Annotated in this window: 18 protein-coding genes and 1 riboswitch; of the genes, 15 read left to right on the top strand and 3 right to left on the bottom strand. The window is 38.8% G+C overall.

Annotated features, from left to right (window positions below):
* The first annotated feature begins 11 nt into the window (after positions 1–11).
* The 4 genes from ACE1TG_RS13320 (at position 12) to ACE1TG_RS13335 (ending at position 5,012) form a co-directional block, all read left to right on the top strand.
* Positions 12–767, top strand: a complete 756-nt coding sequence (locus ACE1TG_RS13320) for a GNAT family N-acetyltransferase (RefSeq protein ID WP_375052883.1) — start codon at positions 12–14, stop codon at positions 765–767.
* Between the two features lie 272 nt (positions 768–1,039).
* Positions 1,040–1,232: riboswitch (cobalamin riboswitch) on the top strand.
* Between the two features lie 123 nt (positions 1,233–1,355).
* Positions 1,356–3,557 (top strand): ribonucleoside-diphosphate reductase subunit alpha, encoded by a 2,202-nt coding sequence (locus ACE1TG_RS13325; protein ID WP_375052884.1) that lies wholly within the window; start codon positions 1,356–1,358, stop codon positions 3,555–3,557.
* Positions 3,554–3,988, top strand: coding sequence for a flavodoxin (locus tag ACE1TG_RS13330; protein WP_375052885.1), 435 nt, complete (start codon positions 3,554–3,556; stop codon positions 3,986–3,988). The genes ACE1TG_RS13325 and ACE1TG_RS13330 overlap by 4 nt, the downstream gene beginning before the upstream one ends.
* Positions 3,969–5,012 carry a ribonucleotide-diphosphate reductase subunit beta gene (locus tag ACE1TG_RS13335; RefSeq protein WP_375052886.1) on the top strand — a complete coding sequence of 348 codons (1,044 nt, stop codon included), beginning with the start codon at positions 3,969–3,971 and terminating at the stop codon, positions 5,010–5,012. Before ACE1TG_RS13330 ends, ACE1TG_RS13335 begins: the two co-directional genes overlap by 20 nt.
* Before the next feature lie 189 nt (positions 5,013–5,201).
* Here the strand turns inward: ACE1TG_RS13335 and ACE1TG_RS13340 are convergent, their stop codons facing one another.
* Positions 5,202–6,464, bottom strand: coding sequence for a hypothetical protein (locus ACE1TG_RS13340; protein WP_375052887.1), 1,263 nt, complete (start codon positions 6,462–6,464; stop codon positions 5,202–5,204).
* Between the two features lie 136 nt (positions 6,465–6,600).
* On the opposite strand from ACE1TG_RS13340, the gene ACE1TG_RS13345 reads away from it, so the two are divergent.
* Both ACE1TG_RS13345 and ACE1TG_RS13350 read left to right on the top strand, forming a co-directional pair.
* The gene (locus ACE1TG_RS13345; protein ID WP_375052888.1) at positions 6,601–7,992 is read left to right on the top strand and encodes a sodium:solute symporter family protein; all 1,392 of its coding nucleotides are present in this window, start codon (positions 6,601–6,603) and stop codon (positions 7,990–7,992) included.
* A gap of 178 nt (positions 7,993–8,170) precedes the next feature.
* The gene (locus ACE1TG_RS13350; RefSeq protein WP_375052889.1) at positions 8,171–9,232 is read left to right on the top strand and encodes a MerR family transcriptional regulator; all 1,062 of its coding nucleotides are present in this window, start codon (positions 8,171–8,173) and stop codon (positions 9,230–9,232) included.
* Between the two features lie 49 nt (positions 9,233–9,281).
* Here the strand turns inward: ACE1TG_RS13350 and ACE1TG_RS13355 are convergent, their stop codons facing one another.
* Complete coding sequence (locus ACE1TG_RS13355; protein WP_375052890.1) at positions 9,282–10,370, bottom strand: N-acetylmuramoyl-L-alanine amidase family protein; 1,089 nt, start codon at positions 10,368–10,370, stop codon at positions 9,282–9,284.
* 152 nt (positions 10,371–10,522) lie between these two features.
* Here ACE1TG_RS13355 and ACE1TG_RS13360 point away from each other — a divergent pair, with 152 nt between their 5' ends.
* The 7 genes from ACE1TG_RS13360 to ACE1TG_RS13390 all read left to right on the top strand — a co-directional run bounded on the left by ACE1TG_RS13360 (position 10,523) and on the right by ACE1TG_RS13390 (position 14,271).
* Positions 10,523–10,954 carry a VOC family protein gene (locus tag ACE1TG_RS13360; RefSeq protein WP_375052891.1) on the top strand — a complete coding sequence of 144 codons (432 nt, stop codon included), beginning with the start codon at positions 10,523–10,525 and terminating at the stop codon, positions 10,952–10,954.
* Positions 10,955–10,975: 21 nt separating this feature from the next.
* Positions 10,976–11,533, top strand: a complete 558-nt coding sequence (locus ACE1TG_RS13365) for a histidine phosphatase family protein (protein ID WP_375052892.1) — start codon at positions 10,976–10,978, stop codon at positions 11,531–11,533.
* Between the two features lie 323 nt (positions 11,534–11,856).
* A complete protein-coding gene (locus tag ACE1TG_RS13370; RefSeq protein WP_375052893.1) occupies positions 11,857–12,354 on the top strand; it encodes a DinB family protein in 498 nt (165 codons plus the stop codon).
* A 28-nt stretch (positions 12,355–12,382) separates the two neighbouring features.
* On the top strand, positions 12,383–12,814 hold the full coding sequence (locus ACE1TG_RS13375) for a DUF1801 domain-containing protein (protein ID WP_375052894.1): 432 nt from the start codon (positions 12,383–12,385) through the stop codon (positions 12,812–12,814).
* A 6-nt stretch (positions 12,815–12,820) separates the two neighbouring features.
* A complete protein-coding gene (locus ACE1TG_RS13380; RefSeq protein WP_375052895.1) occupies positions 12,821–13,105 on the top strand; it encodes a TIGR04104 family putative zinc finger protein in 285 nt (94 codons plus the stop codon).
* 343 nt (positions 13,106–13,448) lie between these two features.
* On the top strand, positions 13,449–13,697 hold the full coding sequence (locus ACE1TG_RS13385) for a hypothetical protein (protein WP_375052896.1): 249 nt from the start codon (positions 13,449–13,451) through the stop codon (positions 13,695–13,697).
* 115 nt (positions 13,698–13,812) lie between these two features.
* Entirely contained in the window at positions 13,813–14,271 is a 459-nt protein-coding gene (locus ACE1TG_RS13390; protein WP_375052897.1) for a hypothetical protein, read from the top strand.
* On the opposite strand, the gene ACE1TG_RS13395 is transcribed toward ACE1TG_RS13390, so the two are convergent.
* Positions 14,268–14,606, bottom strand: a complete 339-nt coding sequence (locus tag ACE1TG_RS13395; protein WP_375052898.1) for a YqzG/YhdC family protein — start codon at positions 14,604–14,606, stop codon at positions 14,268–14,270. The genes ACE1TG_RS13390 and ACE1TG_RS13395 overlap by 4 nt on opposite strands.
* A 79-nt stretch (positions 14,607–14,685) precedes the next feature.
* Between ACE1TG_RS13395 and ACE1TG_RS13400 the strand changes: the two genes are divergently transcribed.
* Both ACE1TG_RS13400 and ACE1TG_RS13405 read left to right on the top strand, forming a co-directional pair.
* Positions 14,686–14,895, top strand: a complete 210-nt coding sequence (locus ACE1TG_RS13400; RefSeq protein WP_375052899.1) for a hypothetical protein — start codon at positions 14,686–14,688, stop codon at positions 14,893–14,895.
* Positions 14,896–14,924: 29 nt separating this feature from the next.
* Entirely contained in the window at positions 14,925–16,559 is a 1,635-nt protein-coding gene (locus ACE1TG_RS13405) for an aryl-sulfate sulfotransferase (protein WP_375052900.1), read from the top strand.
* Positions 16,560–16,638: the final 79 nt, after the last annotated feature.

Raw genomic sequence — 16,638 nt, forward strand, 5'->3', positions numbered from 1 at the left:
GTCGTGGGAATATGGAATCTAAAGGAACTTTTGGCAGGTTAGAGATTTATGCAAAAGTTAAAATTGTTAAAGGTGAAAACTTTGTCACGATTGAGGAGACAAAGGCATTAACCACTAAGGAAATGATTACATTTATAACTAATTTTATTGGTGACCTTGAACTAGGGGATATCCCCAATGTGAACATTATGGTAAACAGTAAGTTCCCTGAAGAAGTATATGAAGTTCTTCAAGATAATAATTTTCACTTTCATGATGAAATGGTCACAGTTTACAAGGAACTTAATGAGGTAGTTTGGCAGGAATCAAATTTAACTTTTAAGTCATTACATAGTATTTCGCAACTTGAATTTAAAGAAATATGGGCAGAATCCATGACCGATTCACTCAATGCCCCATCATCATTAACGATTGATGAACAAATGAAAAGTCTGGAAATAGAATTAGGGCCTGACTATAAAGATTCCTGTTTAGTTGCGTATGAGGATGGTAGGCCGATTGGAGTTGCTATTCCGCATATTGAACCTGGTACCCGCGATGAAGGAAGGCTTTTTTATTTTGGTTTGATTCCAAGCGAACGTGGCAAAGGAAAAAGCAGGGCACTTCATAATCTCGCACTGAAGCTGTTAAAGGATGAATTTAATGCTTCCTACTATATTGGCGGTACGAGTAAAAGTAACCAGCCTATGTTGAAAACTTTTATGGCCAATGGGTGTCATGTAATAGAGCGGAATAAAGTTTATAAGAAGATCAGGCGAGTGAATTAAACGAAATTGTTCACAAAAACTAGGGCGAAATCGCCAAAATGCCGAAGTTCACACTGGAAGCGCCGAAGTTCACACTGATTTCGCCGAAGTTCACAACTAGGTTGCTCGAAGTTTACAACTAGTTCGCCGAAGTTCACAAAAATCATTGTAATTATATCAAAACGTAAATCCTCCATTAAGACTATTTTTACAGATCCGTATTGCAAGAAGTAATATTCTATGATAGTCTTTCAATACAATATATTGGTATAAAAAAATGAATAATAACTATATATAGTATTACAAGTTAAGGTGACATTCATTGTCTTAATAGGGAATCCAGTGAAAAACTGGAGCTGTCCCCGCAACTGTAAGTGTGGACGAACGAGTAACCCACTGTATCGAAAGCTTCACGGCTACGGTACGGGAAGGACTTTAGTAGAAAGAAGCACGAGCCAGGAGACCTGCCATAGCTTGTAGTTTCAATTCCTCGGGGTAAGAGAAGGTGAAACGATAGAGAGAGGTATACATATTTTCTGTCGTTCTAACCGTTCATCCCCTGGGTGGACGGTTTATTTGTTTTTTTGGATTTAAAAGGAGGAAAAAAACATGACAATGACTGCAACTGGGCACATCTCACAACTTATAAATTATGCAACAAAAGGGTTGAATATAAATAAAGAAATTTTGTTAAAAAAAGCCAATCAAACCGGCACTACGGAAACCCTAATAAAAATAGCGCTTGAAAATATCGATGAGGCTAACCCTGATTGGACCTATGCTGCAAGCCGTATTTACTTACAAGAGTTATACAAAACTGCTGCAGAAAACAGGGGATACGATCCGAATTTACGATATGGAAACTTCTATAAACTTATCACAACACTTACGGAAAAAGGTATTTATTCAGATCATTTGTTAAATACGTATAAGAAAGAAGAAATAGATTATTTTGCCGAAGTGATTCAGCCGGAGAGGGACTTATTATTTAACTACTTGGGATTATACACGCTGGCAACTCGCTACCTTGCAACAGACCATAACAAGAATACATATGAGCTTCCACAGGAAAGGTGGATGGTCATTGCGATGTACTTAATGCAGGATGAGGCACAGGAAAATCGCAGTCATTATGTGACAGAAGCATACTGGGCATTAAGTAATTTATATATGACCGTTGCCACACCAACCTTAACAAATGCTGGTAAATCACACGGCCAGCTGTCCAGCTGTTTTATCGACACAGTGGATGACAGTTTGCAGTCAATCTATGACAGTAATACTGATATTGCTAAGCTTTCCAAAAATGGTGGTGGAATTGGTGTTTACATGGGGAAAATCCGTAGCCGCGGCAGTTCGATCAAGGGATACAAGAATATGTCCAGTGGTGTCGTTCCGTGGATTAAACAGCTAAACAATACTGCGGTTAATGTAGACCAACTGGGAACGCGAAAAGGCGCAATCGCCATTTATCTGGATGTATGGCATAAAGATATAGAACCATTTCTCGATTTGAAATTAAATAATGGTGATGATCGGATGCGTGCCCATGATATTTTCACTGGTGTTAGCTTGCCGGATTATTTTATGGAACAGGTAGAAAACCGCGGTGATTGGCACTTATTTGACCCGCATGAAGTTCGCGAGGTTATGGGTTATTCGCTGGAAGATTTTTATGATGAGGAAAAAGGCGATGGCACGTGGCGCCAGAAGTATTTGGAATGCGTGCAATCGACGGAGCTATCGAGAAAAGTCGTACCGGCAATAGATATTATCAAACGGATTATGAAATCGCAACTTGAGTCGGGAACACCATTCATGTTTTACCGTGATGAAGTGAACCGAAAAAATAACAATCCGCACAACGGGATGATTTATTGCTCGAATTTATGCACCGAGATTACCCAGAATCAATCACCAACCGAATTTCTGGAGGAGTATGTGGAAGCAGAAAATACCATTGTAAAAAAATATAAGACAGGTGATTATGTTGTTTGTAATTTAAGCTCAATTAACTTGGGACAAGCAGTTCCGGATGATGTGCTTGAGCGGCTTGTTACTATTCAAGTTCGTATGCTGGATAACGTGATTGATATCAACACATTACCGATTAAGCAAACACAGATGACGAATCAAAAATACCGTGCTATTGGTCTAGGAACATTCGGCTGGCACCATCTGCTGGCAAAAGAACATATTCATTGGGAATCAGATGAGGCAGTATCCTATGCCGACAACTTATATGAAAAAATTGCCTACTTGACGATAAAAAACAGCATGGAACTTAGTAAAGAAAAAGGGAATTATCCAGCTTTTGAAGGTAGTAAATGGCAAAATGGTAGTTATTTCAGCGAAAAGGGCTACACCGACGAAAAGTGGCTGAACCTGAAGCGTGACATAGCAGCAAATGGCATTCGAAATGGTTATCTCATGGCAGTTGCGCCAAATTCATCAACATCCATGATTGCTGGTTCCACTGCAAGTATCGATCCAATTTTTAAACCATTTTATTATGAGGAAAAAAAGGATTTCAAGATTGCAGTCACTGCACCAGAATTGGATTTCCAGTCCTATGATGTTTACCGAAGATCTGCATATATTCTTGATCAGCGCTGGTCGATCAGACAGAACGCGGCAAGACAAAAACATATTGACCAAAGTATCTCGTTCAACTTTTATGTCCCGCATACTATTAAAGCGTCTGTGATGCTGAATTTACATTTGCAGGCATGGAGGGAAGGACTGAAAACGACCTATTATGTACGTTCAACAGCCAATGATGTCGAAGAATGTGTGTGGTGTGAGAGTTGAGAAGTTTAATAGCGTATTTATCATACAGTGGAAACACAAAGGAAGTAGCGGAAATTATTGCTGATCAAGCACAATCAGATGGTATGGCAGCAGAGATGCATCGGATTGGAATTGACCCTCCAATTGATGCATCTGAATACGATTATATTTTTCTCGGAACGTTCACGTGGGAAATGGGGTATACGCCTGATGAAGTGAAAGATTTTGTGCTGGAGGTTGGCTACAAACCTGAGCATATTGCTGTATTTGGAACTGGTGACACGCAATTCGGCGGGGATAAGCTTTTTTGCAGGGCAGTGGATAAATTAACGACTTTTTATCATAGCAGGTGGCCCGGATTAAAAATTGAGCAGTCACCACGAGGCTCACAGGAGCATGCAGTAGCAAAATGGGTAGAAGGAGTGTTGCACGATGTCAAAATCCTTGCTTAAAAAAGCGAAAACCTTGGAACCATCACACCCTAATAAGTCAACGGCGCTATTCGGAGGGGAAGCAAGCGGAATCCTGAATTGGAACGACATTGCTTATCCGCATTGGTATAAAATGTACAAGCGGCTTATCGGAAATTACTGGCAGGCTGATGAAATAAATATGTCCGGTGACGTTCGCCAGTTTCCGTTGCTGACGAAAAGCGACCAGGACGCCTATTTAAAAATTATTGGACTACTATCGACGCTCGATGCACCTCAGACGAGAACGGCACTGCTCTTTTCCCTGTATGCCAGTGATCCGTCTGTCCAGTCAATCATGGCAGTGATTGCCCAGCAGGAAGCCGTCCATAATGAGAGTTATTCCTATGTGCTCTCGTCTGTCGTATCACTCGATGAACAAAATGAAGCATTCCAGCTCGGACGAATTGATCCGATATTGCTTAAACGAAATGATAAGCTCATGCAGCAATATAATGCATTTGTGGACGAGCCATCGATGGAAAATATACTAAAAACAATGGTGTACACAGGATTGCTTGAAGGTATGTTTTTCTACTCAGGCTTTGCGTTCTTTTATAATCTGGCCAGGCAAAATAAAATGGTCGGCACATCAACAATGATAAGCTACATTAATAGGGATGAACTTGAGCATGGCCGGTTTATTGCTGAATTATTCCGGGCAACCCTGGATGAGAATCCGGATTTGAATAAGCCTGCATTTACTGAATGGGTATATGAGCAATTTACAGAGTCGGTCGAACTGGAAACGGAGTGGTCCCGTTATGTGCTGGCAGATGTTGAAGGCATCGATTTAGACGAAATGTCTGGCTACGTTAAATACCGCGCGAACAAGATGCTGCGTATGATGGGGCTGAGTGAAATCTTTCCTGATCATACAGATAATCCAATGAAATGGATCCGTGCTTATGTTGATAACTTCGATGGAACGAAAACAGACTTTTTTGAGCAGAAATCCCGGCAGTATACGAAGACGAGCGATTTGAATGGATTTGATGACCTATAGTTTGGCGTGATAAGGCTGATCGGCTCAAGTCGTCACAGAATCGGCTGATGCAGACACAAGATTGGCTTAAGTTGTCACAAAATCGGCTCAAGTTCACAAATTTCCGGCTCGAATGTTCACAATTAACCAGCCCAAGCTTTCAATAAATACAACAAACGGTGTGCCCACTCCAGAGCACACCGTTTCCCCTTATAATCCAGATAATAAAACAATATCACCAGTAATTGCGTTCACACCATATGGACAATCAAGCTTCCCGCACATGATGTAGTTTTTTTGCTCATGATCATATACATAAACAGGCTCTACTTCCACATATTCCAGAAGTTTTTTAAATGCTTCCTCCTGTGAAACAGCAGGTTCGTCCGCATCTTTAAAATGCTTGAACATATCAAGCAGCATATCATTATCAACATAATTAACAGCATGATAATTTTCCCGGTCAATCATCAGTTTTATTTTGCGGTCAAAGGCACGGTTCGTAAACTTAGTTGGTTTTAATTCTGCAAAAATATAACCATTTTCCAGATATAATCCGGTTAATTTCCATTCACCGCTTTCGTCTGGAAATTCAAGCTGCAAGAAGCGTAACACCTCTTTTTCACATGTCTCAACTTCCGTATCTGTAATCGGTATTGTGTCAGGATGTTGCTCATTCTTCAATGCTTGGTCGAGCGTGACTTCAATCGACAAATCAATATCTTGCTGCGTGAATTCTCCTTCGATTGGCTTATCCCATTTCAGGATCCTGTCTTTTTGTATAAAGGAACTTAAATCTTTTTCAAAAGGAATTGTTCTTTCACCGTCATTTACTAGAAAAATCTCCTCTATTCCATAGATTGGCAGCCATTTCTCCTGGTCCTTATCAGGAACTTCGATCAACTTACATTGCTTGTTTGCTAAGGGTTCATACTTTTCGGAGGTCAGACCAAACGGTTCCCATTGAATTTGATCCTCATCTGGAAAATCACCATCAATAGTAAATAGGGTTAGCTGTCCTTCATCGTTAAACCCAATTTCAATTGTTCCAGTTGGCGCCACTGGTATATTGTCTACCGCTGCACCGAAGCTTAACATGTCATCTGCTTCGTGAACAATCAGAAATTGCCTGCCAAACGTTAAACCTGTCACTTCTTCAATCCATTCAATCGCATTTTCTTTTTCTGAAGTTGGATACAAGCTGCTATCGGCATATGAAACATCATCCACAAAAATAATGCGCTTTAACGCCTTTGTGTGGAAATTAATATCAATTACCGCTGATCCAGGTGGGTTATAATCTTCATCAGATTGCGCAGAATCATTTGGGAACCATTCCATATTCAATATATATTCTGTTTCATTAAAGTTAGTTATTTCACGGAAAAAATGATGTCTTTTTAAATAATAATCATTTAATCCAAGTTTCTCACGGGTATGGTCAATTAAGTTCTGAAGCTGTCCGTTCATCATTAAAACCTCTCTTTTTTCGAATTATGTCCATTATAACATTTCAATTAGTTCTTTCTATCCATATTAATTTCAACTTTATATGTTAGCCTTAATAACAGCATTATAAGGAAAACAACTTAGAAAAGGAGTGTAACATATGGGTATCGAACACAATCCTACTCTGCTTTGGTTTGTTGGTGCTTATGGAGTTATCATGATTATAATGGGTATTTACTATTCAAGAAAAATATCCAACAGTGAAGACTTTATTTTAGCAGGAAAAGGATTAGGCACGATAGTCTTAACAGGTACATTGCTTGCCACCTGGACAGGCAGTGGAAGTATTTCTGGCGGGGAAACATCAATGGCATTCACTTATGGAATCATTCCCGCATTAATGATGATGATTCCTACCCTTGTTGGTATTGGTATACTTTATTTAATTGCCCCAAAAATTCGTGAGTTCGGTAAATATACTGTATCGGGAATTCTAGAAGAAAAATACGGTTCAACTGCCAGAATGATTGCAAGTATCATCATTATCCTTGCCTTTGTTGGAATCGTTTCGTACCAAATGACTGGTCTTGGTTTTATTTTAAACTTAACAACTGGTATGTCAGTAGAAGTCGGTACCATTATCGGTGCAGTCCTGATCGTGTTTCTGGCATCAATCGGTGGCCTGCGTTCAGTCGCACCAACTGATGCATTAAGCGCATTTCTGGCAATCGCGGCATTGTTTATAACATTGCCAACAATATATGTGATAGCAGGTGGATGGGATGGCGTAACGAATAATGTTCCGGCTGAACACTTAACTGCAACAGGTGAATTAAACAACATCCAATTACTCGGGTTCTTGTTACCATCCTTATTTCTATTGTTAGGTGACCAGAACATGTACCAGCGTCTGGCATCATCGACAGGTGGTAAATCAGCCAAAAGAGCGCAAATTGGCTGGCTGATTGGAATGCTGCTTATTTCTCCAGCGATTTCGTTTATTGCGTTTGCATCAAGTTCCATGTTTCCAAATATTGATCCTGGAATGGCATTAATGGCTACAACCACCGTTATGCCGACAGTAATTGGTGGGATCCTGCTGGCTGCTGCAACAGCGTTTATTGTAACCACAGGTAATTCTTATCTTTTATCAGCAGCGACAAATGTGACATATGATATCGTCGGAAAATATATAAAAAAAGAAGCCTCGGACAAGCAATTATTAGGAATGACAAAATTTTTCATCATCCTGTTGGGTGTGCTGTCGTATATTCTGATCAGATTCTTCCCAACAGTCCTTGAAGTACAAATGTACGCATATACAGTTTACGGAGCCGGTCTTACCCCAGCATTACTCGCCGTTTTCTTCTGGAAGCGTGTAAATATGGCGGGCGGTGTATCCTCGATGGTTGCTGGTGTTGTAACGACGTTAATCTGGGAGATTCTGCTTGGAAAGCCGTTTGAGTTGAACAGTGTTATCGTAGCACTTCCGGTAGCCGTAATCGTACTTGTTGTCGTCACACTGATGACTTCCAATGATCGAAATAAATAAAGGTCTATTCACCCTATAATCGAATCTAGATCTAATTAAGTGTCATAAATTTATACATAATTTATGGCACTTTTTTAGTTTGATGTTCGATTATATAGTGAAAACAACAGTATTAAATTTTTCCCTTTACATTAACGTAACGTTAACGTTTATAGTAGTAATAGAAAGGGGTTAAAACATGCAAATTAAAGAAGTCGCAAAACAGTTAAATACAACACCAAGAGCAATTCGATTTTATGAGCAAAAGGGACTAATTACGCCAAAGAAGGACACAGAAAATCATTACAGAATCTTTTCTGAAAAAGACCTCCTGCACCTAAGTACAATTCTTGCTTTACGGGAAATCGGCATGCATATTGAGAGTATAAAAGGAATTCTGGATAATCCTAATATGAGTATGAAAGATTATTTGAACGTTCAGCGATCAGCTCTATTCGAAAAATGGATTGAGATGAAGGATATGATCAACACGATTGATAAAATGGTAGAACAGACAGCAGATGATAATTACCAGGAACAAGATATCTTCATACTTGCTCAGCACTTGAAAAACATGAAGAATTTGCGGAAAAACTGGGAGGACAAATGGAATTTTGATAAGCAGGCTGCAGGATACGATCAGAATATCAAAATGGCAGGCTATCGATTCAATGTCCATCAGGATTATGATAAAGCATTATCCAGAATTGCAGATACGATCAAGCTACAGCCAAATGACGTATGTGTGGATGTTGGAGTCGGCACAGGTAACTTAGGTTCAAAATTTCTCAAAAAGCAAGTAAATGTAATCGGTGTAGACCAATCCGAAGAAATGCTTAACGTTTGCAGCGAAAAACATCCGACAATTGAAACACGAAAAGGACACTTTCTTGCACTCCCGTTATTGGATAACCAAGCTGACGGAATCGTATCAAGCTATGCATTGCACCATATTCCTGATAATGAAAAACTGCTTGCACTGGAAGAAATGACGCGTGTTTTGAAAGACGATGGGCAGATTTGTATTGTGGATTTGATGTTTCAGAATGAACAGCATCAAAAAGAAGTAATAGAACGATTCCGTACACAAGGTAATACCGAAGCAATTGAGGCCATAGAGGATGAATTCTATGCAGATCAAGCTAAGCTTGTAGAATGGCTGATTGCAAATAATTATCATGTAAAGACATATCAGTTTAACGATATTTTGAGTATGGTTTATGCTGAAAAAGGTAGTGAAAACCAAGCGTACAAACTTTAGTTACACATACTGTCCATTAGCTATGATAGCTAATGGACAGCCCTTCATATTATTCATTAAAATAATTCTTTAAACCTTCTACAACTCCCGCTGCTACATTATCATGATAATCCGCTGTTCGAACCGTATCTAAATCATAAGGGTTGGTGATGAAGCCTAATTCAATTAACACAGATAAATCATTATTCTCCCTCAGCACATGATATCCTTTTTGCATAATACCCCGATTTTTTAATGGGATTCTTTGTGCAATGGCAGATTGAATTTTATTTGCTAGCTCACGTTCATCCCCACCGGAATGAAAATAAGTACTCACACCATTTATCGCCAGTGATGGATATGCATTATAGTGAAGACTGATAAAAGCATGTGTATTATAAGCATTACTGATTCTCACGCGTTCTTCAAGCGGGATGAAATAATCGTCTTTCCGAGTCAGGATAACGGTCGCTCCAGCATTACGTAACTGCTTTGCAACGTTATCAGCGGTATCCATGATGATACCTTTTTCAAACGTTCCGCCAATTCCAATAGCGCCAGGATCTTTTCCGCCATGTCCAGGGTCAAGTACGATGTTGTATCCTGCTAAAGAGCCGCCGGATTGATTATTTGTATGGGTGTCATTGACGCTGGATTCTGCTGGATGAATACTCCTGTTTGTATCTGTAAGCCATGAAGCAATCCATGCGACAGATCCATCGTTGAGCATAATCTTATTCCAATTATTTGATGCTTTAACCATGGTGTATGTATCACCAGAGGAAGCATATCCGAGTATCTTATGTTGTGTGCCTGGACCTGTTCTGAGCCTTACCTCGTCAGCAGTAACTGTAATCTCCTTTTGATTAACAGAAGGATTTATCCCATCTGCGGCAAATAAAAACTCCGATGCAACCCATGCTTCTTGTCCGTTGTAATATGTTTGCACCCAACCAAAAGCTTCGTCGAAAACAACTACTTGGTCACCATCATCAAGCTGGCCGAGTATTTCAGCGCTCTGGGCCGGGGCGGACCTGACATTCAGTGAATCAGTACCAACCTCATATGTTTGGCCACTATCGGCATGAACGGAGGGTGTAAATACAAAAAATAATAGCAAAAAACCACCAGCAATAGCAAGAGACCGCTTTAGTTTCATGAAATCCTCCTTAAACGTAGTGGTCATTTTATTTCCTTTATTAAAAATAATAAACCTTTTTTCTGCAAAAACAATCAAAAGAACTAGCAAAAAATGGAGGATTTCTTTAGAAAATAGAGAAGTATTTAATAGAGTTAGAAAGGAGAATCAGGATGAACAGAATAAATCTATTAACGCTTGGTGTTACAAATATAAATGAATCGCTAAAGTTCTACAGAGACGGTCTAGGTTTTCAAACATCCGTAACAGACGATAATCCCGAGATTGTTTTTTTTCATAATAACGGTACAAAACTGGCATTATACCCGCTAGAAGAATTAGCGAAGGATATAGATGCTGAACAGCCTCCATCAAAACTTGGGTTCTCTGGAATTACACTTGCTTATAATGCAAAATCGCTTGAGGAAGTTGATAAAGTTATAGAAAGAGCTGAACAAGCTGGAGGTACTGTAGTTAAATATCCTGTGCGTGTTTTTTGGGGAGGATATAGTGGTTATTTCTCAGATCCAGATGGCTATATGTGGGAAGTTGCCTATGGCGAAGACTGGGAATTCGATGAGAATGACATGCTAATTATTGATTAGGAATGAAATAGTGGAGGCATTATGAATACAAATATATATTTAGTTCGTCACGCCCATTCAACTTTTACGCCTGATGAGCGGAAACGGCCCTTATCTCAAGAAGGATTCATAACCGCTGAAAAGGTTACGGAATTGCTCCAGGCTGAAAACATCGATGTGGTGTTATCTAGCCCTTATATTCGTGCTATTCAGACGGTTAAAGGAATCGCAGAATACATAGAACAAGAAGTTATTCTAAAGAAAGGATTCAAAGAGCGAAAGTTAGCTGGAAAGCCAGTTGAAGACTTTGATGAAGCTATAACGAAAGTCTGGCAGGATTATAATTTCGCATGGGCTGGTGGAGAGTCAAATTATCGTGCTCAACAAAGAGGCGTAGAGGCTATTAATCATGTGTTAGAACAATATAAAGGAAGAAATATTGCAATTGGAACACATGGCAATATTATGACGATAATTATGAATTATTTTGATAAGCAATATAATTTTCACTTCTGGAAAACACTAAGTATGCCGGATATCTATAAATTAACGTTCGATGAAAAAGCTTTAGTGGAAGTGAAAAGAGTATGGGAGGTTTGAGTTTAATTAATGTTAAATAAGGTGTGAAAAGGGTGGCTATTATTCTTAATTAGTAGGAAAAGTGAAAAGGTGAAAATAAATTTATTTCGTTTTACACAATTTCAGCAGAATCAAAATAAATGTGAAATAGAGTTTGATTTGTACTTGGGGAAGCATGAATAAGGGAGGATTTCTGTGGATTTTATTATAAAGGCTTCGCTGGGTATTGGCTTAATCTATTTTGTTATATTATCTTTTTACTTGTTCATAAGTTTTCGGAATAAGAAGAAATAGCTTTTTCAGGGAAAGATTTATTAATTAAAAGTAGAGAGGAAAAAATTATTATGAATCTATTAAAAAGCCAGTATGACTTAATTAAATTTACGAGGGAGCAGCTTTTTCAGTTTTGTGAGAAGTTGCATCATGATGATTATGTAAAAGAAATTGAAGGATTTGGCTGGGGATCTATACGAAATCTCCATGCGCATGTTGCTGAATGCTACCAATCCTGGCTGGGTAATTTCGGACTGAAGAAAAATATAACACCAGTTACTCCTCGGTCAGTAAGTGATGTCAGTGATATGAGAGAAATCTTTGATGAAATAGATTCTCTGGTCTACAGTTTTATAGATAAATTCGAAGATGAATATGAATATAAACTGACAGGACAAGTTCCCTGGCAGGAAGATAATGAGGAACTTTCTGTATTATGGCTTTTCACACACACAACCACCCACGAGTTTCATCATAAAGGGCAGATTGTATCAATGGCTCGGCAATTAGGATATATTCCATCTGATACAGATCTTTTAACACCAACGGATATGAAAAATCTTAGATAAAGGCTTATCTTAATAAGGAGTGTTTAAAATGTATGAACTTAAAACGAAGGAAAATGACAATAGTGTGATAGAGTTCATCGAAAATGTTGACAGCATTAAAAAGCGTGAGGATGCATACAAATTACTGGATATATTTACGGAAACGACAGGCTATCCAGCGAAGATGTGGGGGCCAAGCATCATTGGCTTTGGTTCCTATCATTATAAATATGCATCAGGTCATGAAGGCGATGCTCCGCTTGTCGGTTTCTCACCGCGTAAGTCGAAAATCAGTTTGTATTTTGCAACAGGTGACGAAGAACGAGAGGAACTCCTTAAAGATTTTGGAAAGCATACAACAGGAAAAGCGTGTGTATATATCAATAAAGTAGATGATATTGATGTTGATGTTTTAAAAGCACTAATCAGCCGTTCAATAGTTTTTTTAAGAGAAACGTATTCGAATGAGAAGGGTGACTAACTTGCAATGCCGATTTGTCAAAACTGCGAGAACGAATGGACGTGGCTCCAATCAATTGTAGCTTTTAAGATGAAATGTCCTCATTGTGGTAAAAAGCAATATGAGACGAACAAATCAAGGCAAAGAAGGTTATGGTTGGACTTTTTACCGTTAGCGGTATTCCCAATCACTGTATTGCTTGGCTTAAGTTTGTGGGCGACACTGGTGATTATAATAGCAGTGATCATTGCTTCGTTCATCTTTCACCCATTTATATTAAAGCTATCCAATGAACAGGAACCATTTTGGTGAAATAGAGGAACTTTAAATTATCTCTGTGGCGCATTTTTTGACATAGAGAATGCGTTTTTTAGCAGGTATTTTATCGAATGAATTGAAATTGTCCATAAGACTTTTTCATAAAGGACAGACCAATATTAATAAATATAAGCATAAGAAATGTTGAACTATCAACTAAACTGTCTTGGTAAAGTGTGTTTGCAGCAGGAGTAGAAGAGTCGGTAATGCTAATCAAAAAGAGGGGGAATGTGGAGGGGCTCAATTTATCAATGATTACACCGGTTTCTTTTATTGCCAGGAAATGTTTTTTGGGGAAGTATTATTCACTCATGATAAGTGACTGGAGGTATTTGAAATGCTGCGACGCATTGTTTATTTTTTTAAAGAAAACAGCTGGGAAACTGTTTGCTTCACTCAAAACTTGGAGGAGTACGGTAGAGTTAAAGGTAATCTTAATGATGCAGGAATAATTACGAAAACAAAAACAGCCACACCAATGAATGGAAATTTAGGAAGTGCAAACTTTTCATCAACCTATGATATTAAGGTTAAACAGAAATATCTGCATAAAGCACAGGAGGCTATCCATAAGAGTCGGTATTAAGGCGAGGAGAATTTAAATAATCAATAAAGGGCGCATATCTTCCATAAAGGATGCGTCCTTTTTGCAGGACTATTAATTATTATAATAGAAGTTATCAGGGGGGGAGGGCTCACAATTGAACCGTAATAAGCTAATAATTGGCATTGTCGGATTTGTGATTTTACTAATTGCAACATACTCCATAATAAAATCTCAAAACAAAGACGTCATTAAACATGACTATATGTTTGCTGGCGTAAGTGAAAATTGGAAGGCAGAATACAAAATTGATGGTAAGGAAGTGTTCTATAATGTGAATGGCACTTTGGAATACGACAGCGAAAGCCAATCAGAATTTAAACTCACGTATAAGGGTGAACTCAGTGAATTGTCACCAGTAAAAAGACTGGAATTTAAATATGAGGCTCCCTTGAACGAAGGGTGGAAAGGACTTCAGTTTGACGAACCACCCAAAAAGAAAGTATTTATACATAGAAGCAATGATTTAGTATCAGAGGACGCAATAATTGATGTAAGAGTGCAATGGGACGATAATACAGAGGAGTTCACGTTAAAAAATAAAGAACAGCCTTAGCTTGATGACTCTCGGAACGTAATATCGATAACTTTTTCTGTTTCGGTATTAAATTCTATGTTTATAAACACACCGAATTCTCTATTGTCTTCCTTTAGCCAGAGTTTGAACTTTTCAATTGTGGAACCATCTTTCGTTTCCCGTCCTCTGTGAAGGTAGTCGATTATAGCAGCATTAGGGTATTTTGCTTTCGTCTCCTTCATAGCCATTCTTCCCCATTTAGCATAAGAAGGGATATCTTTTTCTGCTACTGCAATTTGTTGAAGTGGATATGCCCCTAGGTTAGTTGGGGATAGTAATAGAAATACACTGAATGAAATGAGTAATAGTCGCATGTACACGCCTCCAATCTAACGGTTATTGTGTCATTAGGACTGATTTTTATACGAAACGTGAAGGGGGGAAAGGCGAATTATGATGGAAAAAATAGATTTTGGGATTAAACTGCTACTAGTTAGCGCAATCATATATGGGTCAGTACTGATTGCATCTGCAATTTATGCTGCTGAGTTTCATAATTTCAGCATGGTATTAAAAGAAATTGGCACAATCCCCCTTACAATAGCTAGTATTACAGCGCTGGCAGGTATATATGTTATTATTTACGCAATAAAAAAATCATAAGATAATGTATCAGAGAAGGAGAGTCATGCATGAACAAGACGCTCACAGTCTTTTTTATAAGTGCAATTGTAACGATTGTGTTCTTTATAAGTATTGAATTTGTGAATAATAGTGATGAGACGATGGAAGCAGCAGAACCATCATTTCAAGCTGATGGAAAAATAGAACAGCTGTCATCAAAAGACAAAACCCGCATAAATGAACAGAAGGAAATGGAAAAGAAACTTCAGAATGAGTATGCGGCGGGAACCTATTCCCTGGACGATCCTTTTATTACGGTGGATCCTTATGGAGTAACACCATTAGCAGCGTTGGCTATGTTCGAAACGGACGAGCCAGTACAGATTACTGTAACAGTTGAGGGGAAAGATGAAAACGGGGATGTTCAACATACATATGATCAATATAAAAAAGAACATTCCGTACCAATTCTCGGCCTATACCCGGATTATCAAAATACGGTGACTATCGAAGCGACCACTGAATCTGGTGAAATGACAAGCAGTACCGTATCAATTCAAACAGAGTCATTACCAGATGACTTTCTAACAACCAATGTTGTTGAGTCAAATCCAGAAAAAATGGAAAATGGAATGACATTTATAGTTCCAAGTTCACGCTATGTATATGCAGTAGATCATAATGCAGAGGTGAGATGGTACTCAACCTTATGGAATTCACATGTTTTTGAACGACTTGAGAACGGAAATCTATTGTACATCACAAAAGAAGAAGGACAGGAAAAATACAACGAAATGCTGGAGATGAACATGCTTGGGAAAGTTTATAATTCCTATATAATTCAGCTTGGCAATTATGAAGATACAAATTTGGTCCACCATGGTGCGATAGAGTTACCTAATGGAAATTTTCTTGCAACTGTTCATGATACGGAATCAGACTATATTGAAGATGAAATGATTGAGATTGACCGGGAAACAGGGGAAACCGTACGTGAGTTTAGTTATCGGGATATCTTTCCGGAAGCATTTTATCAGGATTATGAAGGTCCAAGCTCTGACGAGGGGGATTGGCTTCATCAAAATGCCGTCTGGTATGATGAGAAAGACGATTCGATTCTAATTTCCAGCCGTCATCAGGATCTTATAATGAAGCAGTCATATCCACAAGGTGACATACAATGGATTCTTGCTGCTGATGAAAAATGGCCCGACTCGTATGAGAAATATTTATTGACTCCAAAGGGGGAGGACTTCAAGTTTCCTGGTGGGCCACATGCGATGATGACAATGCCTGATCAGGATAATAACAAACAGACAGAGGACATTCTCTTGTTTGACAACAATATCGTGATTACAAGAGGTGATGATCCACTTAGTGGAAATTTCAGCCGCATGGTTCAGTATCGTATCAACAAAGAAAAAATGACGGTTGAAGAGGTTTGGGCATTTGGTGAAGAGCGCGGTAAAGCATTATTTTCAAGCATTGTAGGAGATGCAAACTATCACTATGATACGGGAAATAGAATGCTGACATCAGGCTATATTGAGGTTGAGGATGGCATGAATAGCAGAGTAATCGAAGTAAACAATGAGCAGCCTGCAGATGTGATTTATGAAATTGTCATATCGGGTTTTAAAAAGGAAAGCCATCGCCAAGCCTATCGGGCTTTCCGATTACCATTATATCCAGGGAAAAACTAAAGAGAGAGGGGGACAGGGGGGACAGGAGCACTGTCCCAAATCACGCTTTATCTGGGACAAGGAGCACTGTCCCTCCATC

Origin of the sequence: Virgibacillus sp. JSM 102003 (assembly GCF_041949995.1) — a bacterium.
Lineage (GTDB): Bacteria > Bacillota > Bacilli > Bacillales > Amphibacillaceae > Lentibacillus.